The organism is Photobacterium sp. GB-1 (assembly GCF_003026165.1).
Taxonomy (GTDB): Bacteria; Pseudomonadota; Gammaproteobacteria; order Enterobacterales; family Vibrionaceae; genus Photobacterium.
Genome location: NZ_PYOB01000002.1, coordinates 269,574 through 295,464, shown reverse-complemented (window position 1 = coordinate 295,464; position 25,891 = coordinate 269,574). Strand labels below are relative to the sequence as shown.

The following is a 25,891-nucleotide window of genomic DNA, read 5'->3' as shown; positions in this document are numbered from 1 at the left end:
GTTTGATCTTTAGTCTACGCTAGTGACGCGAGCACGTTCAACCGTTGGCTTTGATGCTTCTTTAGGCTGTTTTTGTTGACGGCGTTTATCAATCACATTTTTGGCCGCAATCATCAAACCGACACCAAGAAAGGCACCCGGTGGTAACATTGCAAGCAAGAACCCTGAATCAAAATGGAATACTTGGATTCGTAAAACTGATGCCCAGCTACCTAGTAGGCGATCAGCACCATCAAATAAGGTTCCTTTGCTCAATAGTTCTCGCATTGCGCCCAGAATGAATAGCGCAGATGTCATGCCTAACCCCATCCATAAACCATCGAGTACTGCTGGTAATGGTGCATTTTTAGAGGCAAAGGCTTCAGCGCGACCAATGATAATACAGTTGGTTACAATCAAGGCGATGAAGATCCCTAATGATTTGTATAAACCAAAAGTAAAGGCATTCATCAATAACTGTACGCAGGTTACGAGTGAGGCAATGATCATTACAAACACTGGAATACGGATCTCAGAGGGTACCCAGTGACGAATTAAAGACACAATTAAGTTTGAGCCTATCAGTACTAAAGTCGTCGCAAGCCCCAAACCTAAAGCATTTGTCACCGTTGATGAAACGGCAAGTAAAGGGCATAGGCCGAGAAGCTGAACAATGGTCGGGTTATTTAGCCATAAGCCATTTGCCATTAACTCTTTATTAGTTGTCATATCACTCACCTGCACAATCAAGTGGTTGGTTGATGATTTTATCCTGGTTTTGATCCCAGTATAACGAAATATTTTTTACTGCTTTGACGACGGCTCGCGGTGTTATGGTCGCACCTGTGAATTGATCAAATTCACCACCATCTTTACGTACTTTAAATGATGGGTCGTTATCACCATTTACCCGCTTACCATTAAAGCTGTAAATCCAGTTACTAACAGTGGTTTCAATTTTATCACCCAATCCTGGAGTTTCGTTTTGTTGTAATACACGAACGCCAGTGATCACGCCATTCATGTCTAAACCAACAATAATTTTAATTGCGCCGCTATAACCGTCAGGGGCAATCCCTTCAATTGCCACACCAACAGGCTTATTATCTTTTTTAGCGATATAAGCAGGCATCTGAGCCAATGTACCTAAACGCTTATGATCTCTTACTAAAGTACAACTTTTGTAGAGTAAGTTATCGTGGCTTGCTACGGGAATCACTTGGTTTAGAGTATCCAGTAACTGTACCCGCTGCTGCTCTGCTATACGATCTTCTGTTAGGTAGTTCGTCAGGGCTACTAGCGCTGTCGCTAAACACGCAAAAGTGGCAAGAATAGCACCGTTTTTTTTCATTGCATTAAACATGGCTGCTCTCTTAATTAGTGCCCGTAAGTACGAGGACGAGTGTAGTAATCAATAAGTGGTACACATAAGTTACCCAGTAAAACGGCAAAGGCAACGCCATCTGGGAAGCCACCCCATGTGCGGATCAGATAAATCATGACACCGATAAAGCTACCAAAAATTAAACGGCCTTTTACCGTCGTTGATGCTGTTACTGGATCGGTGGCAATAAAGAAAGCACCTAACATGGTTGCACCTGAGAATAGGTGCAACAACGGAGAGCCAGTCGTATCAGGATGAACAATGTAAACAAGGCTACTGATCACAAATAGTGACGTTAGCATAGCAACAGGGATATGCCATTGAATAACACGAAGCTTTAATAAGATTAAACCACCAACAAGGAAGCCCATGTTAATCCACTCCCAGCCAATACCTGCAATCGCGCCGTAAACAGGTTTTGTCATTGTTTCAGCCGTTGTAAACCCTGTGTGTAACGCTGTTTTTAGTGTATCTAGCGGTGTTGCCATCGTGTAACCATCAACTGACATTTTCAGTTGTGGAACACTAAATCCATCTTGAGTAAAGCCAGTAAAGATTGCATAAATACTATCCATAAAGTTAGCTGGTTGTGCACTCAATGATGCTGGTGGTAACCAGGTTGTCATCTGTACTGGGAATGAAATGAGCAGTACGACATAAGCAATCATCGCGGGGTTAAAGAGGTTTTGTCCCATACCGCCATAAAGGTGTTTTGCAATGACTATCGCAAAGAAAACACCAATAACAGTTAACCACCAAGGTGCTAATGGTGGGATTGATAAACCAATTAATACGCCAGTAAGCAGAGCTGTATTATCTCTTAAATAAGGTACAACAGGACGTTTACGCAGTTTTACAATAATCGCTTCAAATATGATTGCAGAAATAGATGCTAATACAATTTGGATCAGAGTACCGAAACCAAAGAAGTAGCATTGAGCAATAACGCCAAATACCGAGCATAATATAACTGTACGCATAATAGCGCTGGTGCTTCGGCGGTTATGGTCATGGGGTGAACTGGCAATATTAAACGCCACGGTTAATCTTCCTCAATGTTTTGTTGTTCTTTGGCGGCTTGTTGTGCCGCTTTTCTTGCTTTAGCGCGAGCGACGGCAGCAGCAACAGCGGCTTTTTTCGGATCAACGTTTTCAGCTTCAACTACAGGTTCAGGTGCTGATTCTGCTTGTGCTTCTGTTTGTTGTGCGGCTTTTCTTGCTTTAGCACGAGCGACGGCAGCAGCAACAGCGGCTTTTTTCGGATCAACGTTTTCAGCTTCAACTATAGATTCTGGTGCTGATTCTGCTTGTGCTTCTGTTTGTTGTGCGGCTTTTCTTGCTTTAGCACGAGCGACGGCAGCAGCAACAGCGGCTTTTTTTGGATCAACGTTTTCAGCTTCAACTACAGGTTCAGGTGCTGATTCTGCTTGTGCCTCTGCTTGTTGTGCGGCTTTTCTTGCTTTAGCACGAGCGACGGCAGCAGCAACAGCGGCTTTTTTCGGATCAACGCTTTCAGCTTCAACTTCATATTCTGGTGTTGATTCCGCTTGTGCTTGTTGTGCGGCTTTTCTTGCTTTAGCGCGGGCGACGGCAGCTGCGACAGCATCTTTTTTACTGTCATTTTCAGTAGCGGTTTGGTTATTTGCTGTAGCTTCTTTTTCAGCCTTACGTTCACGAGCTTGACGCTTACGCTCTTCACGTAATTTCGCCATTTCACTGTTATCTGGCAGGCTTTCTGAAGTTGCACCTTGTGCTGAAGCTGCTTGTTTTGCTTTTGCTTTTGCAATCGCTGCTGCAACAGCCGGTTTCACTTCTGCTGTATCTGCTTTAGCGGCTGCTGCTTGTTTGGCTTTTACGCGGGCAATAGCGGCAGCGACTGCATCATCACCCCCAGTTTTCGCCATTTCATCACGACGAGAATCAGCCGCTTTTTTAAAGCGGTTTTCACGTTCAGCCTTATCACGTTCCATGCGTGCTTGTTTGGCTTCAAAGCGTTGGCGAGCTCGTTCTGCATTCATTTCATCTTGGCTACGTGCCCAGATCTCAGCTTTTGCTTGGCGATAGTACTGAACAAGAGGGATCTCACTTGGACAGACATATGCACAAGCACCGCACTCAATACAATCTTGCAGATTATATTCTTCACACTTGTCGTAATTTTGATCCTTGGCGTACCACTGTAATTGCTGTGGGAGCAATGATGATGGGCAAACATCCGCACAAGCAGAACAACGGATACATGCCATTTCATAGGTATGTAATGGGAGTTCTTTGCGTTTTGGTGCCAAAATACAGTTTGTTATTTTGGTGATCGGTACATTGGAATGTGGGAGTGTAAATCCCATTAACGATCCACCAATGATCACACGAGGATGTTTTTTATCGGCTTTATAGCCAAACTTATCTAATAAGTAGGCAATCGGCGTACCTAACATAGCAAAAACATTACCACGTTTCTTAAAGGCTTCACCGGTTAGCGTAACAACACGCTCAATTAGTGGTTCACCGTCGATAATGGCGCGTTTAATTGCAAAAGCAGTACCTATGTTTTGCATGATAACGCCAACAGAAGTTGAACGTGACTGACTTGGTACTTCTCTGCCTGTTAAAATTTTAACTAACTGCTTTGAGCTACCAGATGGATATTTTGTTGGTACAACACGTATCAGAATGTTGTCTGCTTCGGTGACATGCTGCTCAAGGGCTTTAATCGCTTCAGGTTTGTTATCTTCAATACCGATGATTGTTAGCTTTGGGCTAATAATATGGCGAAGAATACGAACCCCTTCGATCACTTCTTCAGCATAATCGCGCATGAGTCGGTCATCGGCAGTAATATATGGCTCACACTCAGCCGCGTTGATAATTAAAATATCAACATTACCTAAACCGCCTTGAAGTTTTCTTGCGGTAGGGAAACCAGCACCACCTAATCCAGCGATACCACTCAAACGGATTGTTTCGATCAGTTCTGCGGGATCACGATCTTGATAATCGGCATAGGTTTTTTTCTCTCCCCAAGTATCGGTGTGATCTGGGTGAAGAACGATACATAAATCGCTTAAACCTGAAGGGTGAGCAGTCGTACGTTGTTCAATGGCTATTACTGTACCAGATGTAGGCGCATGCACAGGGACACACATTGCAATGTCACCTTGTGTCAGAGCTTGACCTTTTTGTACTTTGTCGCCAACAGCAACAATAATGTCACCTTTAGAACCAATATGCTGCTTAAGTGGTAAAACGAGTTCTTGTGGAATACCAGCACTAACGATAGGTGCTTGATTTGAGATTTTTTTATTTTCAGCGGGATGAATACCGCCGTGGAAATCCCACAACTTACCTTGTTTGATTTGCTCAATGATAGATAGCATAACTACGACTCTACCTTTTCTGTACTCGGTGCATCACTGATATTTACGATTGGAATTTGGTTTAGTTGCCATTTCCAATTATCAGGCGTTTCTTTAACTGGGATCATTTCGATACAGTCAGTAGGGCAGGGAGCAACACAGAGATCGCAACCTGTACATTCGTCTTTGATAACCGTATGCATAGATTTAGTGCCGCCAACAATGGCATCGACAGGGCACGCTTGAATACATTTAGTACAGCCAATGCACATATCTTCATGAATAAATGCGACTTTTTTAATGTTTTCTTCTGTACCTTGGGTTGAATCAGGAACATCAACACCCATCAAGTCAGCTAATTTTTCAATAGTAACTTGACCGCCAGGAGGACACTTATTGATCACATCGCCATTGGCAATCGCTTCTGCGTAAGGGCGACAGCCAGGATAGCCACATTGACCACATTGGGTTTGCGGAAGAATACTGTCGATTTGTTCAACAATAGGATCGGCTTCAACTTTAAATTTAACCGAAGCAAACCCAAGAATTAGTCCGAAAATGGCAGCCAGAATAACGATGGCAATGACTGCGATAAGGATCCCACTCATTACAATTTCACCAATCCAGTAAAGCCCATAAATGCAAGAGACATTAGCCCTGCGGTGATCATCGCAATGGATGCGCCTTTGAATGGCTCAGGTACATCAGCGGCAGCAATGCGTTCACGCATAGAAGCAAATAAAACAAGCACAAGTGAGAAACCCACTGCAGCACCAAAACCATAAATAACGGATTCAATAAAGTTATGACGCTCATTTACGTTTAATAAGGCGACACCTAACACCGCACAGTTAGTGGTGATAAGTGGTAAGAAAATACCTAATAAACGATAAAGCGTTGGGCTTGTTTTATGTACGACCATTTCTGTGAATTGCACAACAACGGCAATGACTAGAATAAAGCTTAGTGTGCGTAGGTACTGAATCCCTAATGGATCCAAAATGTAAGTTTCAACAAGATAAGCACAAACAGAAGCAAGCGTCAGCACAAAAGTGGTTGCTAAGCCCATTCCAATAGCTGTTTCTAATTTTTTAGATACGCCCATAAATGGACATAAGCCTAAAAATTTAACGAGTACAAAGTTGTTAACCAACACAGTACCAATAAGTAATAGGAGGTATTCAGTCATACCGGCTTCATTATTATTAAAAGAGATCTAAACATTATCTGATTTTGTTGCCGTTATAACAACTCCTGTGGTGTAGGGTTTTAGTGATTATTGTGTTTTTCATAAAGATAGATCATGAAATATAAGTTTTTAATTTAGTTACTACGGCTTTGTTTAGCTGTGCGATCAAAAAACACCCACTGCATATGACGCAGAAGTTATCAGTTTTTGGTTTTGTGTTTATTAATTGTTATTTGACTGTATGCCTTAGCCAGAAAGCTTGTGATGATGAGTTAAGTTTTCGCAAAATATGTTTGGATAGCTTGTAAAGCCGTTTTAAACCTCGTTTTATGTAAGGGCACTTGTGATCATCGTGTGAGATGATGGCATCATTGAATGAGCATAGGATAGATGTGATGGATATTTTATTATTGAGTAACGGTAAAATTGCAGGTAATACCCATGTAATGGAATTTGCGGGTGATGCAATTGTTGAGCAAGTTAAGCGAACTGGCGCTAAACATTTTCTTGTTATTCCTTATGCTGTGATTCGATCGAGTCATGATGATCGTGTGGCGATGGTACAAGCGACATTTGATCGTTTAGGTATTGATTGTGTTGCAACAGGTATTCATCAAGCAGCCGATCCAGTTAAAGCCATTGAGGAAGCTGAAGGAATTATTGTAAGTGGTGGTAATACATGGGTTTTAAATAAAAAACTTCATGACTTAGGTTTAGTTGGACCGTTACGTAAGGCGGTATTAGCGAAAGGTATTCCCTATATTGGTTGGAGTGCAGGTACCAATATTGGTTGCCCAACTATTCGTACCACTAACGATATGCCGATTGTCACCAGTGCAGTGCTAAGCTCACTTAACTTTGTTCCTTTCCAAATAAACCCGCATTATCTAGAAGCGTCGGTTGAAGGTCATATGGGAGAAACCCGTGATGAGCGTATTCAAGAGTTTTTAGAAGTGAATAAGCATGAGCCGGTTGTGGGGATTCCAGAAGGAACATGGCTGCAGTTATTAGATGGAGAGTTAAGCTACCACACAGCAAATGGTAAGCCATTAAAGCTATTCCAGTATGACGTTGAGCCTGTTTATTTTGAGGAAGGGCAAGATATTCAATTTATGATGGAATATAGCTGTTAATACATCAGACAATATTCTACTAAAGAAAAGCCAGCGTTATGCTGGTTTTTTTATAGTGGTTATGTGGAAGGCTTTCATTTTACAAAATTGCTCCCAGATGCTTATAAAATAATGCTTGATTTTTAGAATAGTAGATTTGACCAGTGTTTAACTTAGTTATCCACAAAAACTGTGGATAAGTGTGTTGATTTCATCTTGTAAACGTATTGGAGAGTGGTAGTTTGCATTCATCACTTTGTTATGTTTGAGAGGGATGATGATAAAAAGGTACTAATTTCAAATACTATTATTGACTAGATGCATATCTATAAGAGCCATTGTTAAGCAGACAGATATTACTGATGGTTGCTTTTCATTGAGCTAAAAAATTGAACAGAATAGGTATAAGCTGTGGATGTAAACGTTAATGTTTAATTGTTTTTTAAAGGTTAACGGTATGAAGCTTAGATGTTTCTTTGAAGGGGAGAGCATAATACGTGTTACAACATGGTCGGTCAATTGATCTGGATTCATTTTTCTGCTTTATATTAATATTTAGGTAATAATTTCATAAAAAGAGATAAAAAAAATCATATATTTTTTAATTTTTTTGCTCATTGTGAAATTCACCATTTAATAATATTAAATACAATATTGTTATTAATTAATGAGTTATGGTTTTATTTCTGCGGTGGTAAACATCAATATTCTGAAATTCAGAACGACATATAACCCTGGCTTATTTATCCTTCATTTATATTCACGTGGTAACTTTTACCTTGCCTGCCCTTCGCTTTATGATTCATTCCACATTAAGTTCCTGGATTCGAGTCAGGCATTTAAACTTATGATTTAAGATAAGGGTACTTAATGCCTACACGTCAAATTTAGCTTAACGTTTTGCTTATAAGTTGAGTTAGCTTTTTACAATATAATGTTGTTTGCTTCAATATTAGTTAGTTAAGACCCAAAGGGGGCTATTTACAGACTGTTGTAAATAGTTGTGGTCTTTTATTCTGTGAGTCATGTTTGGTGTTCAAACTCTTAGTATTCACTTAACTAATATTGAAGCTATTTTTTTATCTGCAATTTAGTTTCTTCATCGCAAGTATTTCCAGTAGTTGACATTACTAATGGTCTATCCACAATGTAAACAGTAATTTATTGCTGGATATGTAATTTATGAGCGACTTATTTTCTCTTGCTTCTGAATATTCACCATCAGGCGATCAACCTACCGCTATTGCTCAATTGGTTGATGGTTTAGATTCAGGACTAGCGCACCAAACGTTACTTGGCGTAACAGGTTCAGGTAAAACTTTTACCGTGGCTAATGTTATTGCCCAAGCTAATCGACCGACTTTGATCCTTGCACCAAATAAAACGTTGGCAGCACAGTTATATGGTGAGATGAAAGAGTTCTTTCCAAATAGTGCTGTAGAATACTTTGTATCCTACTATGACTATTACCAGCCCGAAGCGTATGTGCCTACAACGGACACATTCATTGAAAAGGATGCGTCGGTTAATGCGCATATTGAGCAGATGCGACTATCAGCAACCAAAGCATTAATGGAACGACGCGATGTTATTATTATCGCTTCTGTGTCTGCGATCTATGGTTTGGGTGATCCTGATTCTTACCTAAAAATGATGCTACATGTTCGGCGTGGTGATTTTCTTGATCAGCGTGACATTCTTCGTCGTCTGGCTGAGTTGCAATATACCCGTAATGATATGGCCTTTGAGCGCGGTACTTTTCGAGTTCGTGGGGAAGTGATTGATATTTTCCCTGCAGAGTCAGAAAAAGAAGCGATTCGTCTTGAGTTATTTGATGATGAAGTGGAATGTATTTCATCCTTTGATCCCCTGACTGGCAGTATCACGCATCGTGATATGCCGCGTACTACTATTTACCCTAAAACACACTATGTGACGCCACGAGAGAAAATCTTAGACGCGATTGAAGGGATAAAAAAAGAACTGGTTTTGCGCAAAGAGCAGTTTTTAGGAAACAATAAACTCGTCGAAGAGCAGAGAATTAGTCAGCGCACACAATTCGATATTGAGATGATGAATGAGCTAGGTTTTTGCTCTGGTATTGAAAACTACTCACGTTATCTTAGTGGGCGTGCTGAGGGTGAGCCACCACCAACATTGTTTGATTACTTACCTGCTGATGGCTTACTGATCATTGATGAATCACACGTAACTGTGTCGCAAATTGGCGCGATGTACCGTGGTGATCGCTCTCGTAAGGAAAACTTAGTTGAATATGGATTCCGTCTTCCTTCTGCGCTTGATAACCGACCGATGAAGTTTGAAGAGTTTGAATCGTTAGCGCCTCAAACGATTTATGTGTCAGCCACACCGGGTAATTATGAGATTGAAAAGTCGGGTAATGATATAGCAGAGCAGGTGGTACGCCCAACGGGATTACTTGATCCTGAAATTGAAGTACGCCCTGTTGGTACACAAGTGGATGATTTGCTTTCTGAAATACATATTAGAGAGAAAAAAGGTGAGCGAGTATTAGTTACAACCCTTACTAAGCGTATGGCAGAAGATCTCACTGAGTACCTTACAGAGCATGGTGTGAAGGTGCGTTACTTACACTCTGATATTGATACCGTAGAGCGGGTGGAAATTATTCGCGATTTACGATTAGGTGAGTTTGATGTGCTAGTGGGCATTAACTTATTGCGCGAAGGGTTAGACATGCCCGAAGTGTCATTAGTTGCGATTCTAGACGCTGATAAAGAAGGTTTTTTGCGATCTGAACGTTCATTAATACAGACGATTGGTCGAGCTGCTCGTAATATAGAGGGTAGAGCGATTCTGTATGGTGACCGTATTACAGGTTCAATGGCGCGTGCAATTAACGAAACCCAGCGACGTCGTGAAAAGCAAATTGAATATAACCTTGAGCACGGTATTACACCTCAAAAGTTGAATAAGAAAATTGGTGACATTCTTGAATTAGGCGCTCCAAGTTCACGAGGAAAGTCGCGAAATAGAGCGGCAGATCTTCACAAAGTGGCAGAAAGCAAAGGAACGTATTCAGCGCTTTCGCCACAAGAGCTCGAATCACAAATTCAAGTACTGGAAAAACAAATGTACGACTTTGCACAAAATCTTGAATTTGAACAAGCGGCAGAAACACGCGATAAGATCCATAAACTAAGGCAGCAATTTATCGCCAATAGTTAATTGGTTATTGGCTATTTTTCTTGTGGATCTTGAATTTTGGGTAAAAAAAAGCCAACCGATAAAAAAGGTTCGGTTGGCGTCATTGTTTTAGTGAAAAAAATCCACAAACAACGTCAGTTGGCTAGGTTGACTCTTAAATTAAGAGTCACGTTATATAAAGCATGTAGTGTGCCAACTTTTAAAAGTCGTATTTTTTTATACAATCCAGCGTGTTTTCTGTCTTTGGGTAGCACTTATTTGCTTGTGCTACAGCACAAATAAAAACAAATATTCGCAATTTGCGAATCAATTTGCGAGTCAATATGAGATAATTGAAAAAAAAGAAATCTATCCCCCATATTTTTTTCTATTGATTACAATTAGTTTAAGGGGCTTGTTTTAGGAGGAGCAATGGAGAGCAGAATGCAGCAACGCCAAGTATTAATGGTTGAAGATACAGCGTCAGTTGCGGCCTTGTACAAATCTTACTTAAACCCTCTTGGACTTAATGTAAGCATTGTTGGTACAGGGAAGGAAGCACTGAGCTTTATTCAAGATATAATTCCTGATCTAATTTTATTAGATCTCCGTTTACCTGATATGACGGGAATGGAAGTGCTTGAACGTGTGAGAAAAGAGCACGGTAATGTTCCTGTTGTAATAATGACTGCACATGGTTCGATTGATATAGCGGTTGAAGCTATTCGTTATGGCGCACAAGACTTTTTAATTAAACCTTGTGAGGCTGATCGATTACGAATTACGGTAAACAAAGCGCTTAAAGCCGAAAGTAAATCGAATACCAGTACTCAATCCAAGCAATCAGATGGAGCACAATACCAAGGATTTATTGGTAATAGTTTACCAATGCAGGCGGTATATCGCGTTATTGAATCTGCAGCTTCAAGTAAAGCGACGGTATTTATCACGGGTGAAAGTGGTACGGGTAAAGAAGTGTGTGCAGAAGCGATTCATGCAGCCAGCCCACGTCATGATAAACCGTTTATTGCTCTAAACTGTGCTGCTATACCTAAAGATCTCATTGAAAGTGAATTGTTTGGCCATGTAAAAGGTGCCTTTACAGGAGCTTCAACGGAGCGACAAGGTGCCGTTGAAATGGCACATCATGGTACGCTAATGCTTGATGAGCTATGCGAAATGGATCTTGATTTGCAAAGTAAATTGCTACGATTTATTCAAACTGGAACCTATCAAAAAGTCGGCTCATCAAAAATGAGTAGTGTTGATGTCCGTTTTGTTTGTGCAACTAACCGAAACCCTTGGGAGGAAGTGCAAGAAGGCAGATTTCGAGAAGATCTTTACTACCGTTTACATGTTATTCCTATCTCTTTACCGCCGTTACGGGAGCGTGGCGGAGATATTATAGAGATTGCTCATGCATTATTAGGTTTGATGTCGTTGGAAGAAGGTAAAAGCTTTAGTCGTTTTTCTGAGCCAGTTTTACGGTTATTTGAGTCCTACTCTTGGCCTGGTAATGTACGTGAATTACAAAATGTGATCCGTAATATTGTGGTTTTAAATACTGATGATGAAGTCAAACTTGAAATGGTTCCGCCGCCTATTAATTCAATTAACGGTGTAGAAATTGCATCTTATCCTAAGGCTCTACCTGAGAAAGTACAGAGAGAAAGCCTTGCTGATGAATCTATTTATTCACATGATCATCATAAAAATAAAATTGAGCCGCTCTGGGTTGTAGAAAAAAGAGCGATACAATGGGCGATTGATGCTTGCGATGGCAATATTCCAAGAGCCGCAGGCTTACTAGAAGTCAGTCCATCAACGATATATCGTAAATTGCAATCTTGGCAAGACACTAATACCAGTGCTAGGGAGATGGATTAAATGCCAACAACGATAAATTCTGAGACAATTAAACGCCTTGCTGATGAAGTTGGTGAGGACACCGTGTCATTGCTATTAAATGTTTTCAGTGATGAATTAGAACAGTATTCAAAGCAATTATCGGCACATCCTTCCGTTGATCAAATTGGCGAAATTAGCCATGCAATAAAAAGTAGCGCCGCAAGTTTTGGCGCGGACGATTTAGCATTAATGGCACAAGAATGTGAATATCGAGTAAAACAAGGACAAGATGATTGGATGATTGACCATTTGCCTGAATTTAGACAAATGGTCGAAGGTATGGTGGTTGAATATAAGCAACTAGCAGGAAACAATGAGCTTATCAACCGCATGCTTTAACTTGTCTCGGTCATGTCTCCACTCATGATTACTGGATGCAAGATCTTCAATTTGCAGATTAAATTTATTGTTTAAATCTGTATGAAGTTTATCGGTCAAGATTGTATCTATCTTGCGTCCATTCATTGCTCTTTCACACCAATGTAACATGGTCTCTAGTGACATTTTCCCAGCAGGGCCATGTTCCTTATCTAGGTTAGTAATAAACACGATTTGTGCGTTACTGTTTTTTAACGCGATACCTAAATCACGTAACAGTAAGATAGGCATAACGCTTGTTAAGAAACTACCAGGGCCGAGTAATATCAAATCAGCTTGATTGATTGCGTTTAAAGCTTCTTTTGTTGCCGGCACTGCGGGCTCAAGATAAAGACGTTTAGGTACTTCTTGTAATTCATCAACACTGGTTTCACCATTTATAATCTCGCCACTGTAGGTAATGGCAGCGAGATCTGATGGGTGTTCTGACATTGGAATGATCTGAGTTTCAACATTTAGCATATCTCGGATCAGATTAATGGCATCAAGTGGGCGAATTGAGAGGTTATCTAATGCTGTAAGCATTAAGTTACCGAGGTTATGACCATTCAACTCACCATTACCTTTAAAACGGTATTCAAAAATCATCGAACCAATCGATGGCTCTGTAATTAATTGATTAATACAGTTACGCATATCGCCCCAAGCAATACCGCCTTGGCAAGCTCTAATACGACCCGTTGAACCACCATTATCGGTTGTTGCGACAATACCCGTTACTTTTGAACCGTAACAAGAAAGCGAGGATAAGATCCGTCCTAGGCCATGACCGCCACCGATGGCAACAATATTCTTTTTCAATTTATCTGCCTTAAGTATAGTGTTGGCTTTTTAATATTGCTTATAAGCGTTCAGGTTATCAAAAAATGTATTGTATTGCATTTTTTGCTGTGTAAATTACCTGTGGTATCTCACTTAAAATAGATTAGTGGCTTGTTTTAATCATACTCATTAAATAATCGTAAGTATTCAAACAGGTTGGCTTATTGAGTAAATGCTGCTTATCGATAGTAGGTAACGGTAATATTTCTAACCAACGTTGACATAACCAGCTGAGGTTATTGAAGTCTTTGGATTTGTATAGCTCATCAAGATCAGGGAATTTTTCAAACATTTTCTTCAGCCGAATCGCAAGTAATTGTTGCTCTTTATTGATTGCGATTTCTTCCCAGCAGGGTAAAGGCGTCGTTTCTCCCCAAAAAACACCATCGGTTGTTTGTTTTATCGACTGGATCTTAAAGTTATTATGACCTGAAACGGTGAGTTTTATAAACGGGGAGCCTTGCTCTTGGTTGAAATCATCAATCGTGACACGAGTACCGATATGAAATAAATGTTGAGCTTCCTTTCGATTGCTATACATACAAATACCTAACCCATCTTTTGAAGCGAGTGCCGCTTTCAAGGTAGGTGTTTGATCGACTGGCGAGATATAGATTTGCATCCGACCAGTAGGAAGAACATGGCGCTTTTGAAAAAGTAGCGGTAATACTTTAGCCATAAGGAACTCCATAGTAAGATTAGCAATGCCTAGCTATGTAGACAATGCAAAACTAATGCCGACTAAAAGTTAAGGCGTTCACGTGGCTTTATCATTGAGTTCATGAGCTTTTAATCAAAGTGTGTCTGCTTTTGACTTAATTTTAAGTTAATCAAGCTTAATGTTGATTGCAGTTTGAAAATCAACATTTGCAAAATAACATTAGTTCAGTGTTATTTTTGACGCTCAATTATTGATAATGCCGTGTCGGTAGGAAGCAGTTCTAAATGCCCTAACTCATCAAAATACCAACCTTTTATGAGCCCTTTATCACGCATATCTATAAAACCATCAATGACTTGCTGAGCAGCATTTTGTGCTGACTCTGCATCAATACCGTCTTCTCGCTGTAAATAGAGAGCGATATCTTCGATTGAAGCCGATTCCATTATATTTGCCATAATACCCTCACTTTTATTGGTAAATTGTGGCTTAAATTATTAACTAGTATTGTCGTGATCTTACTCGAAAGGTAGAATACAGAGTGTTTTTTTCCAATATTTGTCAAATACGGAAAAACTCTGATACTTTTATATTAAGAAATGCTGTTGTGTAATATTATTTCAAGGAATGATTTGCTTTGCATAACTGCCATAACTCCGAGCATTTTTCACTAAGTTACTAAGTGATGTTGGACATTATATATACGTCCAAAAGTTGATAGGTGATTAATGCCAGTGACGATTTGTCACCAGGGTTTATTTAGAAATGAATTGACCTCCCGTATTTGGAAAGGTGTTCCGTGGCGAAACAATTAGAAGATAGTTTCCATCGTAAGTTTTACTACTTGCGACTCTCTGTTACAGATGTCTGTAACTTCAAATGTACCTATTGCTTGCCAGATGGCTATCATCCAACAGAAAAGAAAAAACCTTCTTTTCTAACATTGGATGAGATTCAGCGAGTTGCATCAGCGTTTGCTGAGTGTGGCACCAGTAAAATACGTATCACAGGTGGTGAGCCGAGTTTACGTCGTGATTTTACTGATATCATCAAAACGGTAGCTGAAATTCCTGGGATCAATAAAGTAGCGACAACCACTAATGGTTATCGTATGGCTAAGCACGTCCACGAATGGCGCGATGCTGGCTTAACGCATATCAATGTGAGTGTTGATAGTCTTGATCCTAAAATGTTTTATCAAATTACCGGTGAGAATATGTTCCATCAGGTAATGGATGGCATTGATGCGGCTTTTGATGCTGGCTTTGAGCAAGTTAAAATCAATACGGTACTTCTTAAAGACCTTAATTCACAAGAGTTACCTAAGTTTTTAGAGTGGATTAAAACTCGTCCAATTCAATTACGTTTTATTGAATTGATGCAAACTGGCGAAATGGACAGTCTTTTTCAAAATCATCACCTTTCAGGGGTGAGTATTCGTAATCATTTGATCGCTAATGGTTGGCTACTGAAAATAAAAGGTAGTAATGACGGCCCAGCACAAGTTTTTTGTCACCCCGATTATATGGGCGAAATTGGCTTGATCATGCCTTACGAAAAGAATTTCTGTCAAAGCTGCAACCGTTTACGAATTTCTGCGAAAGGTAAATTACATCTTTGTTTGTTTGGTGAACAAGGTGTTGAGTTGCGTGATTTACTGGCAAGTGATGATCAAAAAGAATTATTAATTGCACGTATTCAAGCAGGGCTAGGTGAAAAAGCGGTAAGCCATTTCTTGGATGAAGGCAAAACAGGTATGACGCCAAACCTAGCATCCATTGGCGGTTAATTCTGTCTACTTTTCCTAATTTTAGAGAACCTAGTTGAGATAAATATCTCTACTAGGCTTCGTATCGCTTCGTTGAGGAACGATTAAATAATGAATCAATTTACACACATTAATGCATCAGGTGAAGCCAACATGGTTGATGTTTCTGCTAAAGCGGAAACCGTTCGTGAAGCACGTGCAGAAGCTTTTGTTCATATGGCAGCAGAAACGTTAGAGCTGATTGTGTCAGGTCAGCATCATAAAGGTGATGTGTTCGCAACAGCGCGCATTGCTGGCATTCAAGCGGCCAAAAAAACATGGGATCTGATCCCACTTTGTCATCCGTTGCTACTTTCGAAAGTTGAAGTACAGTTAGAAGCGATTCCAGCTGAAAACAAAGTCCGTATTGAGTCTTGCTGTAAGCTAGCAGGTAAAACGGGTGTAGAGATGGAAGCATTAACTGCTGCTTCTGTTGCTGCATTAACGATTTATGATATGTGTAAAGCGGTACAAAAAGATATGGTGATTAGCCAAGTGCGTCTGCTAGAAAAAACAGGCGGTAAATCAGGTCACTTTAAGGTAGAAGCATGATTAAGGTTCTCTTTTTTGCTCAAGTAAAAGAGCTTGTAGGTACAGATAGCCTTGAAATTGATATGGTTTATTCTACAGCTGATGCGCTACGTGAAGCATTGGCAACACGTGGCGATAAATGGCAATTGGCATTAGAATCAGGCAAGTTACTTGTTGCTGTCAATCAAACTATTTGTTCACTAGATACGCCATTAACTGATGGTGATGAAGTCGCATTTTTTCCACCAGTAACAGGGGGATAAGTGATGATTTCTGTTCAGTTTGATGATTTCTCGGTTGCTGATGAATACGAAAAGTTAGCAGAAGGCACAGAAGCTGGTGCCGTTGTAACTTTTATCGGTAAAGTACGTGATTTTAATCAAGGTGATGCTGTGACGGGACTATCTTTAGAGCATTATCCTGGAATGACGGAAAAATCGCTTCAAGAGATCGTTGATCAAGCACACCAACGTTGGCCATTGCTTAAAACACGTGTCATTCACCGTGTAGGTGATTTGGCATTAGGTGATCAGATTGTGTTTGTGGGTGTAACAAGTGCCCACCGTGGCGCAGCTTTTGAAGCGTGTGAGTTCATCATGGATTTTTTAAAAACCCGTGCACCTTTTTGGAAAAAAGAACAAACACCAGAGCAAAGCCGTTGGGTGGATGCTCGAGAAACGGATACATCAGCCGCTGATCGCTGGAAATAGCAAATGAATAAAAGAAAGGAGCCGCAAGGCTCCTTTTTTTTACTTATAAAGCAGTAGATGGTTCTAGGTTATTGCGATTGATCATTCTTCTTGTTTTTATCACGTGTTATCACGCTAGATGGTACGTAATTAGGGCGAAAACGTGATGGGCTTGGGCGTGACGCACAACCTACTGGTCTCATAGAATACTCTTTAAAATGGAATTAAGTGGGTTATTCTTTAATATTTTTTAAATAAAGCATAAATACTTTACATTAATAATATTACCCCTCTTTTTTATGTTTTGTATGTAAAATCATGGATAAACATGTCGATATAATAAAACTATCTATCAGTGAAATTGTTAATCATTTTTAGTTATTTAAAAATAAGAAATAAAGTTTTATGGCAGATTAGAGGCGAACTGTGTAGATGTGTGCCATATTTTAAATGCGGTTAGTTATTAAATAGAAATTAGTTGCTGGTGTTAGACCAAGCAGGATAAGTGGTAATTGAGGTCTACTGGCATAGCTTGACAGCGGAGGGTTCAATGAAGCACAGACGCGTATCTAATAAAAAAATGAAACAAATTATGCATGATATTGGTATGACAGATCAGCCAGAGGATAATGAGTCGCAATTGTTATTAGAGCAAAGAGAGCAATCAGTAAGTGACGATAAACAATTGATTCAGTTAGATAGCGAAAATAAGTAATTTCCCCATATTTCCTATAATAGTTGAATAAAAAAGCATCGATAGTATCGATGCTTTTTTGTGCGTGAAACAAAAATGTAAATATAATGTTGCTTTAGTGTTTAGTTTTTTAGGTTTCATAAGCTGCATTTTGGGTTTTTATTGAGTTTATTTACTGCTTATTTGGTTATATGTTGGTTTTATATAGTGTTATTTTCTATTTTTTGAGTGTTTATAGAAATGAAACGTTAATTACATTGTTATTAATAGTATTAAAAACTGATGAATAGTGATCTTATTAGCATAAAGAAGCTTTTAATTGTTAAAATATGGTAAATATATTTATATTCTGGTAACGTTTTGAATAATTCTTCGGTTTGATCGGCCTGTTTTAGGATAAAAACTAGCCAATAAAGCTATTTAGAGTAGCCAAATGAAGAACGTCACGGACGTAATAAACTGATGTATTGGAGTAATGCATGTACAAGAATAAAATCACTCAAGCACTCATGATGAGTGCAAGTTTTGCCGTAGCCGCCACTTCTTTTTCTTCTTTTGCGGCACAAGTACCCTCTGATGTAAAACTTGCTGATAAGCAAGAGCTTGTTCGCGGTAATGGAACCGAGCCAGAATCGCTAGATCCGCAAAAAGTATCAGGTGTACCTGAATCAAATGTTATTCGTGATTTACTTGAAGGGTTAGTAAACCAAGATAGTAAAGGTAACTTAGTACCAGGTGCCGCTAAGTCGTGGGATACAACAGATAATAAAACTTGGATCTTCCACCTTCGTGAAGATGCAAAATGGTCTAATGGTGATCCTGTTACGGCGGATGATTTTGTTTATACATGGCGCCGTTTAGCGGATCCAAAAACAGCATCTCCTTACGCGTCATATATTCAAATGACAACAATGGCAAACGCTGAAGATATCATTGCAGGGAAAAAACCAGCAGATACATTAGGCGTTGAAGCGGTTGATACACATACTTTAAAAGTAACATTGGATAAGCCAGTGTCTTACTTCGCATCCATGCTTGTTCATACTTCAATGAAACCTGTAAATCAAAAAGCAGTGGAAAAGTTTGGCGATGATTGGACGAAAGTAGGTAACTATGTATCTAACGGTGCATACAAGTTAGATAAGTGGGTGGTTAACGAGCGTATTGTACTGACTCGTAATGAGAATTACTGGGATAACAAAGATACCGTTATTAACAAAGTAACGTTCTTACCGATTGAAAACCAAGTTGCTGCAATGAACCGCTTCTTAGCGGGTGAGCTAGATATGACGTACGAAATGCCAAACGAGCACTTTAAACGTCTGCAAAAAGAATACCCACAAAATGTGAAAGTTACGCCATATCTATGTTCGTACTACTACGAATTTAATATGACACGTAAACCTTTTGATGATGCAAACGTACGTAAAGCACTGTCATATGCCATTGATCGTGATGTATTGGCGAAATTTATCGTAGGTAAAGGAGAAACGCCGGCTTACAACTTTACACCATTGGCAACCAATGGCTTAGACGTTGATATGCCTGAGTACTCGAAGCTTGATCCCAAGCAACGCTTAGCGAAAGCAAAAGAGTTATTGAAAGCGGCGGGTTACGACCAAAATAATCCTCTGAAATTTAGCCTGCTTTACAATACATCTGAAAACCACAAGAAAGTGGCTGTTGCGATAGCTTCAATGTGGAAAAAAGGCTTAGGCGTTAGTGCAACGCTAGAAAACCAAGAGTGGAAGAGCTACCTCGATGCTAAACGTCAGGGGAACTTTGATGTTTCACGTGCAGGCTGGTGTGGTGACTACAATGAAGCATCAACATTCCTAGCTATTATGCGAAGTGATCATTCACAAAACTACCCGAAATATTCAAGTGCTGATTACGATAAAGCGATTGATGATGCGGTACTAGCAACAACAGATGCACAGCGTTCTGCTGATTATAAACAAGCTGAAGCAAAACTTGCTGCAGATATGCCTATCATGCCTATCTACCATTATGTCAATGCGCGCTTGGTTAACCCTCAATTAGGCGGTTACCCAATGGAAAACCCAGAAGATAATATCTACTCAAAAGATATGTACTTCACAGCGAAATAATTCGCGCTAAATAAAAATAATAATATGCAGCCTTCGGGGAATGAAGGCTGCTTTTGCACTCACAGCAATTACACGGTAGCGTTTATGTTTAAATTCATAGCTAAACGGATTTTAGAAGCCATACCGACTTTATTGGTATTGATCACAATTTCTTTCTTCTTGATGCGCTTTGCACCAGGTAATCCTTTTTCAAGTGATCGTCCTCTTCCACCTGAGGTTATGGCAAATATCGAAGCGAAATACGGCTTAGATAAACCAGTTTTAGAGCAATACACCACCTATCTTGGCAATATTGTCCAAGGTGATTTTGGTCCGTCTTTTAAATACAAAGATTTCACTGTTAACGAGTTGGTGGCAAAAGCCTTACCTGTATCGGCAAAAATTGGCTTCTTCGCCTTTATTTTTGCGTTAGTGATGGGGGTAGCTGTTGGCACTATTGCGGCGTTGAAACAAAATACCTGGCTCGATTATACAATTATGTCGACAGCGATGGCGGGGGTGGTTATGCCGTCCTTCATTCTCGCACCGGTTCTTATCTACATATTCTCGATTAAGCTGCAGTGGCTACCTGCGGGTGGTTGGCAAGACGGCTCTACAAAATTTGTATTGCTACCGATGTTTGGTATGGCGCTTCTCTACGTCGCCACGTTTGCCCGTATTACTCGTGGTAGCATGATTGAAACGTTAAACAGTAACTTCATTCGTACTGCGCGTGCGAAAGGGTTAAGTTACCCTTACATCGTCATTAAACACGCTTTAAGGCCTGCACTTCTTCCTGTTGTTTCTTATATGGGGCCTGCTTTCGTTGGCATCATTACGGGTTCTGTCGTTATCGAAACCATTTTTGGTTTACCGGGTATTGGTAAGCTATTCGTAAATGCAGCGTTTAACCGTGATTATTCGTTAGTACTTGGTATTACTATTTTGATTGGTTCATTAACCATTATCTTTAACGCCATTGTGGATATTGTTCTCGCAACAATTGACCCTAAGATCCGTTACTAAGAGGCTAATAATTATGATGTTAATGAAAAAAGATAGTGTAGAAGCCTTAGAGAACTTTTCAGAAAACTTGGAAATTGAAGGCCGTAGTCTTTGGCAAGATGCGCGTGTGCGTTTCATGCGAAATAAAGCGGCAATGATTTCTTTAGCGATTTTATTGTTAATTACCTTTGCTGTTATTTTCGGTCCAATGTTTAGCCAGTATGCGTTTGATGATACTGACTGGTATGCGCTACATGCCGCGCCATCACTCGGTGCTGAAGGGCACTTTTTTGGTACTGATAGTTTAGGCCGTGACTTATATACTCGAACCCTGATTGGTGGGCGGATCTCACTGATGGTCGGTATTTTAGGTGCATTAGTCGCGGTGGTGATTGGTACGCTATATGGTGCCGCATCGGGATTCATAGGCGGTCGAACTGACCGTGTGATGATGCGTATTCTAGAGATTTTATATTCAATCCCATTTATGTTCTTCGTGATTGTTTTAGTGACGTTTTTTGGTCGTAACATCATGTTGATATTTATTGCGATTGGTGCCATTTCATGGCTCGACATGGCCCGTATTGTTCGCGGTCAAACCCTGTCTTTACGTGGTAAAGAGTTTATTGAAGCAGCCCATGTTTGTGGCGTGAGTCGCTGGCGTATTATCACTCGCCATATTGTGCCTAACGTCTTAGGTATTGTGGCGGTTTACTCAACGTTACTTGTTCCGTCAATGATTCTGACTGAATCTTTCCTTAGCTTCCTAGGCTTAGGGGTACAGGAACCAATGACAAGTTGGGGTGCTTTACTACAAGAAGGTTCACAAACAATGGAAGTGGCTATTTGGCAGTTGATATTCCCTGCAAGTTTCATGGTTGTGACACTGTTCTGTTTTAACTACGTGGGTGACGGCCTACGTGACGCATTGGATCCAAAAGATAGATAACTGGATGAAGCTGGTTGGCAACACATGCTGCTAGAACAATAAAGTTGATCAGCTTGCTTCATTATAAGGACGTAATATGAGCTTATTAGATGTAAAAGATCTGCGTGTCGAATTTACCACGCCTGACGGTATTGTTACTGCGGTTAACGATCTTAATTTCTCGCTGAACCTTGGAGAAACCTTGGGTATTGTAGGTGAATCAGGTTCAGGTAAAAGCCAAACCGTTTTTGCCATCATGGGGTTACTGGCGAAGAACGGTAAGATCAGTGGTAGTGCTAAATTTGAAGGTAATGAAATTTTAAATATGCCTGAAAAGGCGCTGAATAAAATTCGAGCAGAACAAATCGCGATGATTTTTCAAGACCCGATGACATCGCTAAATCCCTATATGAAAGTGAGCGATCAGCTCATGGAAGTATTAATGCTGCACAAAAACATGAGTAAGTCTGAAGCGTTTGAAGAGTCTGTTCGCATGTTGGATGCGGTTAAGATCCCAGAAGCACGTAAACGGATTGGCATGTACCCGCATGAATTTTCAGGCGGTATGCGCCAGCGTGTGATGATCGCAATGGCGTTATTGTGTCGTCCTAAGTTGTTGATTGCTGATGAGCCGACAACAGCACTTGATGTAACCGTTCAAGCACAGATCATGGAATTACTGAATGATTTGAAGAAAGATTTTAATACTTCAATCATAATGATCACTCACGATCTTGGTGTCGTCGCGGGGAGCTGTGACAAAGTACTTGTGATGTATGCCGGTCGAACGATGGAATACGGTAAGATCAATGATATCTACTATCAACCAAGCCATCCTTATACCGAAGGTTTATTGCGTGCTATCCCTCGTTTAGATACTGAAGGGGAGGAGTTACCAACTATTCCTGGAAATCCGCCGAATTTATTACGTTTACCTACGGGGTGTCCATATCAAGATCGATGTCATCGTGTATCAGCACGTTGTAAACAAGAGTCGCCGATCTTAACTCCGTTCGATGATGGTCGTTTACGCGCGTGTTTTTCTGATATGAGGGCATGGTAATGAGCACAGAAAAGAAATTATTATTAGATGTAAATGATCTTAAAGTTCACTTCAACATTGCAGCAAAATCTGCTTGGCCATGGACACCGCCACTTAAATTAAAAGCCGTTGATGGCATTAATATCCGTATTTATGAAGGTGAAACACTCGGTGTAGTGGGTGAGTCTGGCTGTGGTAAATCCACTTTTGCTCGTGCTGTTATTGGTTTAGTTGAAGCAACGGATGGGCAAGTGGTCTGGCTTGGTCAAGATTTGACAAAGTTGAAGCGTGAAGCTTTGCGAGAGAAGCGTAAAGAAATTCAAATGATCTTTCAAGATCCATTAGCATCATTAAACCCACGTATGACGGTGGGTGAAATTATTGCAGAGCCATTAAAAGCGTTTTATCCAAAGCTTTCAGCTGATGATGTAAAGCAGCAAGTACAAGCGATGATGACTAAAGTGGGTTTATTACCTAACGTGATTAACCGTTATCCTCATGAATTTTCTGGCGGGCAGTGTCAACGTATTGGTATTGCGCGGGCATTGATCTTAAAACCTAAAATGATCATTTGTGATGAGCCGGTATCAGCACTTGATGTATCGATTCAGGCTCAGGTAGTTAATCTACTTAAATCGTTACAAAAAGAGATGGGTCTTAGTTTGATTTTTATTGCTCATGATCTTTCGGTTGTGAAGCATATCTCTGATCGTGTGTTGGTGATGTACTTAGGTAATGCGGTTGAGATGGGGGAAAGTGAAGCCCTGTTTGCCGAGCCTCAGCACCCTTATACCAAGGCATTAATGTCTGCTGTGCCAATCCCAGATCCAGAATTGGAACGTAACAAGCATATCGAATTGCTTGAAGGGGATTTACCGTCACCAATGAACCCCCCTTCAGGCTGCGTATTTAGAACCCGTTGCCCAAATGCCACATCATTGTGTGCAGAGCAACAGCCGCAACTAAAAGGTAACGATGTTCATGCGGTGTCATGCTTACATGTAGCGTAAATTGTGTTTAATTACAAAAAGCGGCTTTCTATATAGAAACCGCTTTTTTATTGGTAATTTTTCAGTTGCTCTGTGATGTTCTTATTTTGATACAGAATATACACAGCGCGTTTTAACGCATTGCTTAAGCTTTCATTCATTGTGACTTCAATGCAATCTGCCGTGATATTCTTCTGTACATTATGCTCGCAAACACGACGTTGATTGATAGTAATGAAAACCGATTGGCCATTAAATTTCAGTACTTAAACCGCAAGCAATAGCGGAAGATAAGAAAATATATTTGTCTTTGATCTCGCTAAAGCGGTTTTAAAATCAGAAGACATTAAATAGTTAGATGTTTTTTTTACTAAAATTCAGTCACTTTAAGAAGATATCTTAATTACAGGTCATACCGATTATCAAGGGAGTGATAGCTATAATGAAGCTTTATCGCTGCCTCGTTCACATGCGATTGAAAGCTATATAAAAGTGCGAATTGATGAAAGTCATTATCAGTTTGAAGTGAAATATTTTGGTGAGAAGAATCCCATCGTGAAAGGACACTGTTTAAAAGCTAATGTATTGAACCGACGTGGTTTGGTGATGTTCACGGAAGTCTAATGGATAAATTCGAGATAAAGAAAAGGCGAGAAAGGTCACCCTTCTCGCCTTTTTTAATCCCGTTTAGAACGACATTATAGCTTGTCAGTTAGCTTAACAGCATCACCAATGTAGTTTGCTGGTGTTAGCTCTTTTAGACGTGCTTTTTCATGCTCAGGTAGGTCAAGACCATCGATGAATACACGCATACCTTCGCCATCAACACGCTTACCACGAGTTAGCTCTTTTAGCTTCTCGTATGGCTTTTCGATACCGTAACGACGCATTACTGTTTGTACAGGCTCTGCCAATACTTCCCAGTTCTTATCAAGCTCTGCTGCTAACGCATCAGCGTTAACTTCTAGCTTGCTAATGCCTTTCAGTGTTGATGTGTAAGCAATAATTGCATAACCACAACCTACCCCTAGGTTACGAAGTACTGTTGAGTCAGTTAGGTCGCGCTGCCAGCGAGAAACAGGCAGTTTTTGTGCTAGGTGACCGAAGATAGCATTCGCTAGGCCAAGGTTACCTTCAGAGTTTTCAAAGTCGATTGGGTTAACTTTGTGCGGCATGGTTGATGAGCCGATTTCACCTGCAATCGTCTTCTGCTTGAAGTGACCTAGTGCAATGTAGCCCCAAACGTCACGGTCAAAGTCTAGAAGAATTGTGTTGAATCGTGCGAATGCATCAAATAGCTCTGCGATGTAATCGTGTGGTTCAATCTGTGTTGTGTAAGGGTTCCAAGTGATACCTAGAGAGGTCACGAACTCTTCACTGTATTGGTGCCAATCGATTTCAGGGTAAGCTGAAAGGTGAGCGTTGTAGTTACCTACAGCGCCGTTGATCTTACCAAGAATTTCAACGTTTTCGATTTGCTTGTATTGACGTTCCATACGATACGCCACGTTAGCCATTTCTTTACCCATTGTAGATGGAGAAGCTGGCTGACCGTGAGTACGAGTAAGCATTGGAATATCACGGAATTGATTTGCTAGATCTTTGATCGCATCAATCACGTTACGTACTTCTGGTAGCATCACTTTTTCACGTGCTTCTGTCAGCATAAGCGCGTGAGAAAGGTTGTTAATATCTTCAGAAGTACATGCAAAGTGGATGAATTCGTTAACAGCGTGAAGCTCTGGCACTTCAGCTACTTTTTCTTTTAAGAAGTATTCAACCGCTTTAACATCGTGGTTTGTTGTACGCTCAATCGTTTTAATGCGTAATGCATCTTCTTCACTAAACTCAGCGGCAACACGATCTAAGAATGCGTTAGCTTCAGGGCTGAATGCAGGAACTTCCACAATAGCGTCAGTAGCGGCTAATTTTTGTAACCAACGGATTTCAACGATTGTGCGGTACTTTAGCAGACCAAATTCACTGAAAATGCTGCGTAGTGCGCTTGTTTTACTTCCGTATCGGCCATCTACTGGGGAAACAGCAGTCAATGCTGACAGTTCCATATTGGGTCTCTCCTGATTTATAAGGGTTAAAACAATTTGTTCATCTAGCTAAGGGATTAGCCAAAGCTAGATGTTATGAATATTTACATCGTCGCTT

General features: G+C 40.3%; 25 protein-coding genes and 1 riboswitch. Of the genes, 15 read left to right on the top strand and 10 right to left on the bottom strand.

Annotated elements, in window-relative coordinates:
- Positions 1-9 precede the first annotated feature (9 nt).
- Genes C9J45_RS03910 through rsxA form a run of 6 tightly spaced genes read right to left on the bottom strand, consistent with a single transcriptional unit; the run spans position 10 to position 5,904 of the window.
- Positions 10-708 carry an electron transport complex subunit E gene (locus tag C9J45_RS03910; RefSeq protein WP_107206148.1) on the bottom strand — a complete coding sequence of 233 codons (699 nt, stop codon included), beginning with the start codon at positions 706-708 and terminating at the stop codon, positions 10-12.
- 1 nt (position 709) lies between these two features.
- Positions 710-1,342, bottom strand: coding sequence for an electron transport complex subunit RsxG (rsxG, locus tag C9J45_RS03905; RefSeq protein ID WP_107206149.1), 633 nt, complete (start codon positions 1,340-1,342; stop codon positions 710-712).
- 14 nt (positions 1,343-1,356) lie between these two features.
- Positions 1,357-2,403 carry an electron transport complex subunit RsxD gene (rsxD, locus tag C9J45_RS03900; RefSeq protein WP_107206150.1) on the bottom strand — a complete coding sequence of 349 codons (1,047 nt, stop codon included), beginning with the start codon at positions 2,401-2,403 and terminating at the stop codon, positions 1,357-1,359.
- A gap of 2 nt (positions 2,404-2,405) precedes the next feature.
- Positions 2,406-4,736 carry an electron transport complex subunit RsxC gene (gene rsxC, locus C9J45_RS03895; protein ID WP_107206151.1) on the bottom strand — a complete coding sequence of 777 codons (2,331 nt, stop codon included), beginning with the start codon at positions 4,734-4,736 and terminating at the stop codon, positions 2,406-2,408.
- Between the two features lie 2 nt (positions 4,737-4,738).
- Positions 4,739-5,323 carry an electron transport complex subunit RsxB gene (gene rsxB, locus C9J45_RS03890; protein ID WP_105059814.1) on the bottom strand — a complete coding sequence of 195 codons (585 nt, stop codon included), beginning with the start codon at positions 5,321-5,323 and terminating at the stop codon, positions 4,739-4,741.
- On the bottom strand, positions 5,323-5,904 hold the full coding sequence (rsxA, locus tag C9J45_RS03885; RefSeq protein WP_045083337.1) for an electron transport complex subunit RsxA: 582 nt from the start codon (positions 5,902-5,904) through the stop codon (positions 5,323-5,325). The genes rsxB and rsxA overlap by 1 nt, the downstream gene beginning before the upstream one ends.
- A 395-nt stretch (positions 5,905-6,299) precedes the next feature.
- On the opposite strand from rsxA, the gene pepE reads away from it, so the two are divergent.
- From pepE to C9J45_RS03865, 4 genes are all read left to right on the top strand, one after another.
- On the top strand, positions 6,300-7,037 hold the full coding sequence (pepE, locus tag C9J45_RS03880; protein WP_107206152.1) for a dipeptidase PepE: 738 nt from the start codon (positions 6,300-6,302) through the stop codon (positions 7,035-7,037).
- A gap of 1,161 nt (positions 7,038-8,198) precedes the next feature.
- Positions 8,199-10,226 carry an excinuclease ABC subunit UvrB gene (gene uvrB / locus C9J45_RS03875; protein ID WP_107206153.1) on the top strand — a complete coding sequence of 676 codons (2,028 nt, stop codon included), beginning with the start codon at positions 8,199-8,201 and terminating at the stop codon, positions 10,224-10,226.
- Positions 10,227-10,628: 402 nt separating this feature from the next.
- A complete protein-coding gene (gene luxO / locus C9J45_RS03870; protein WP_107206154.1) occupies positions 10,629-12,071 on the top strand; it encodes a quorum-sensing sigma-54 dependent transcriptional regulator LuxO in 1,443 nt (480 codons plus the stop codon).
- Complete coding sequence (locus C9J45_RS03865) at positions 12,072-12,431, top strand: Hpt domain-containing protein (RefSeq protein ID WP_107206155.1); 360 nt, start codon at positions 12,072-12,074, stop codon at positions 12,429-12,431.
- Here C9J45_RS03865 and yvcK read toward each other — a convergent pair.
- The 3 genes from yvcK to C9J45_RS03850 form a co-directional block, all read right to left on the bottom strand.
- Positions 12,393-13,289: a uridine diphosphate-N-acetylglucosamine-binding protein YvcK gene (gene yvcK, locus C9J45_RS03860; protein WP_107245893.1), complete on the bottom strand. Its 897-nt coding sequence runs from the start codon at positions 13,287-13,289 to the stop codon at positions 12,393-12,395. The two genes, C9J45_RS03865 and yvcK, sit on opposite strands and share 39 nt — an antisense overlap.
- A gap of 106 nt (positions 13,290-13,395) precedes the next feature.
- The gene (locus C9J45_RS03855; RefSeq protein WP_107206157.1) at positions 13,396-13,971 is read right to left on the bottom strand and encodes an LON peptidase substrate-binding domain-containing protein; all 576 of its coding nucleotides are present in this window, start codon (positions 13,969-13,971) and stop codon (positions 13,396-13,398) included.
- A 212-nt stretch (positions 13,972-14,183) separates the two neighbouring features.
- Entirely contained in the window at positions 14,184-14,411 is a 228-nt protein-coding gene (locus C9J45_RS03850) for a hypothetical protein (RefSeq protein ID WP_107206158.1), read from the bottom strand.
- A gap of 184 nt (positions 14,412-14,595) precedes the next feature.
- Positions 14,596-14,764: riboswitch (molybdenum cofactor riboswitch) on the top strand.
- Here C9J45_RS03850 and moaA point away from each other — a divergent pair.
- The 11 genes from moaA to C9J45_RS21715 all read left to right on the top strand — a co-directional run bounded on the left by moaA (position 14,738) and on the right by C9J45_RS21715 (position 24,352).
- Positions 14,738-15,742: a GTP 3',8-cyclase MoaA gene (moaA, locus tag C9J45_RS03845; RefSeq protein WP_158259265.1), complete on the top strand. Its 1,005-nt coding sequence runs from the start codon at positions 14,738-14,740 to the stop codon at positions 15,740-15,742. It overlaps the preceding riboswitch by 27 nt.
- A gap of 90 nt (positions 15,743-15,832) precedes the next feature.
- Complete coding sequence (gene moaC / locus C9J45_RS03840) at positions 15,833-16,312, top strand: cyclic pyranopterin monophosphate synthase MoaC (RefSeq protein WP_005368821.1); 480 nt, start codon at positions 15,833-15,835, stop codon at positions 16,310-16,312.
- Entirely contained in the window at positions 16,309-16,554 is a 246-nt protein-coding gene (moaD, locus tag C9J45_RS03835) for a molybdopterin synthase sulfur carrier subunit (protein ID WP_107206160.1), read from the top strand. Before moaC ends, moaD begins: the two co-directional genes overlap by 4 nt.
- Before the next feature lie 3 nt (positions 16,555-16,557).
- Positions 16,558-17,001, top strand: coding sequence for a molybdopterin synthase catalytic subunit MoaE (gene moaE / locus C9J45_RS03830; protein WP_105059821.1), 444 nt, complete (start codon positions 16,558-16,560; stop codon positions 16,999-17,001).
- Positions 17,002-17,530: 529 nt separating this feature from the next.
- Positions 17,531-17,695: a hypothetical protein gene (locus tag C9J45_RS03825; protein WP_199187014.1), complete on the top strand. Its 165-nt coding sequence runs from the start codon at positions 17,531-17,533 to the stop codon at positions 17,693-17,695.
- 458 nt (positions 17,696-18,153) lie between these two features.
- The gene (locus C9J45_RS03820; RefSeq protein WP_107206162.1) at positions 18,154-19,785 is read left to right on the top strand and encodes an ABC transporter substrate-binding protein; all 1,632 of its coding nucleotides are present in this window, start codon (positions 18,154-18,156) and stop codon (positions 19,783-19,785) included.
- Positions 19,786-19,869: 84 nt separating this feature from the next.
- Complete coding sequence (gene oppB, locus C9J45_RS03815) at positions 19,870-20,790, top strand: oligopeptide ABC transporter permease OppB (protein ID WP_107206163.1); 921 nt, start codon at positions 19,870-19,872, stop codon at positions 20,788-20,790.
- 16 nt (positions 20,791-20,806) lie between these two features.
- The gene (gene oppC / locus C9J45_RS03810; protein WP_107246055.1) at positions 20,807-21,718 is read left to right on the top strand and encodes an oligopeptide ABC transporter permease OppC; all 912 of its coding nucleotides are present in this window, start codon (positions 20,807-20,809) and stop codon (positions 21,716-21,718) included.
- A gap of 76 nt (positions 21,719-21,794) precedes the next feature.
- On the top strand, positions 21,795-22,760 hold the full coding sequence (locus C9J45_RS03805; RefSeq protein ID WP_107206164.1) for an ABC transporter ATP-binding protein: 966 nt from the start codon (positions 21,795-21,797) through the stop codon (positions 22,758-22,760).
- Positions 22,760-23,749, top strand: coding sequence for a murein tripeptide/oligopeptide ABC transporter ATP binding protein OppF (oppF, locus tag C9J45_RS03800; protein WP_107206165.1), 990 nt, complete (start codon positions 22,760-22,762; stop codon positions 23,747-23,749). The genes C9J45_RS03805 and oppF overlap by 1 nt, the downstream gene beginning before the upstream one ends.
- Positions 23,750-24,124: 375 nt before the next feature.
- Positions 24,125-24,352, top strand: coding sequence for an OmpA family protein (locus C9J45_RS21715; protein WP_370445777.1), 228 nt, complete (start codon positions 24,125-24,127; stop codon positions 24,350-24,352).
- Between the two features lie 74 nt (positions 24,353-24,426).
- Here the strand turns inward: C9J45_RS21715 and purB are convergent, their stop codons facing one another.
- Positions 24,427-25,794: an adenylosuccinate lyase gene (gene purB / locus C9J45_RS03790; RefSeq protein ID WP_107206166.1), complete on the bottom strand. Its 1,368-nt coding sequence runs from the start codon at positions 25,792-25,794 to the stop codon at positions 24,427-24,429.
- Positions 25,795-25,891: the final 97 nt, after the last annotated feature.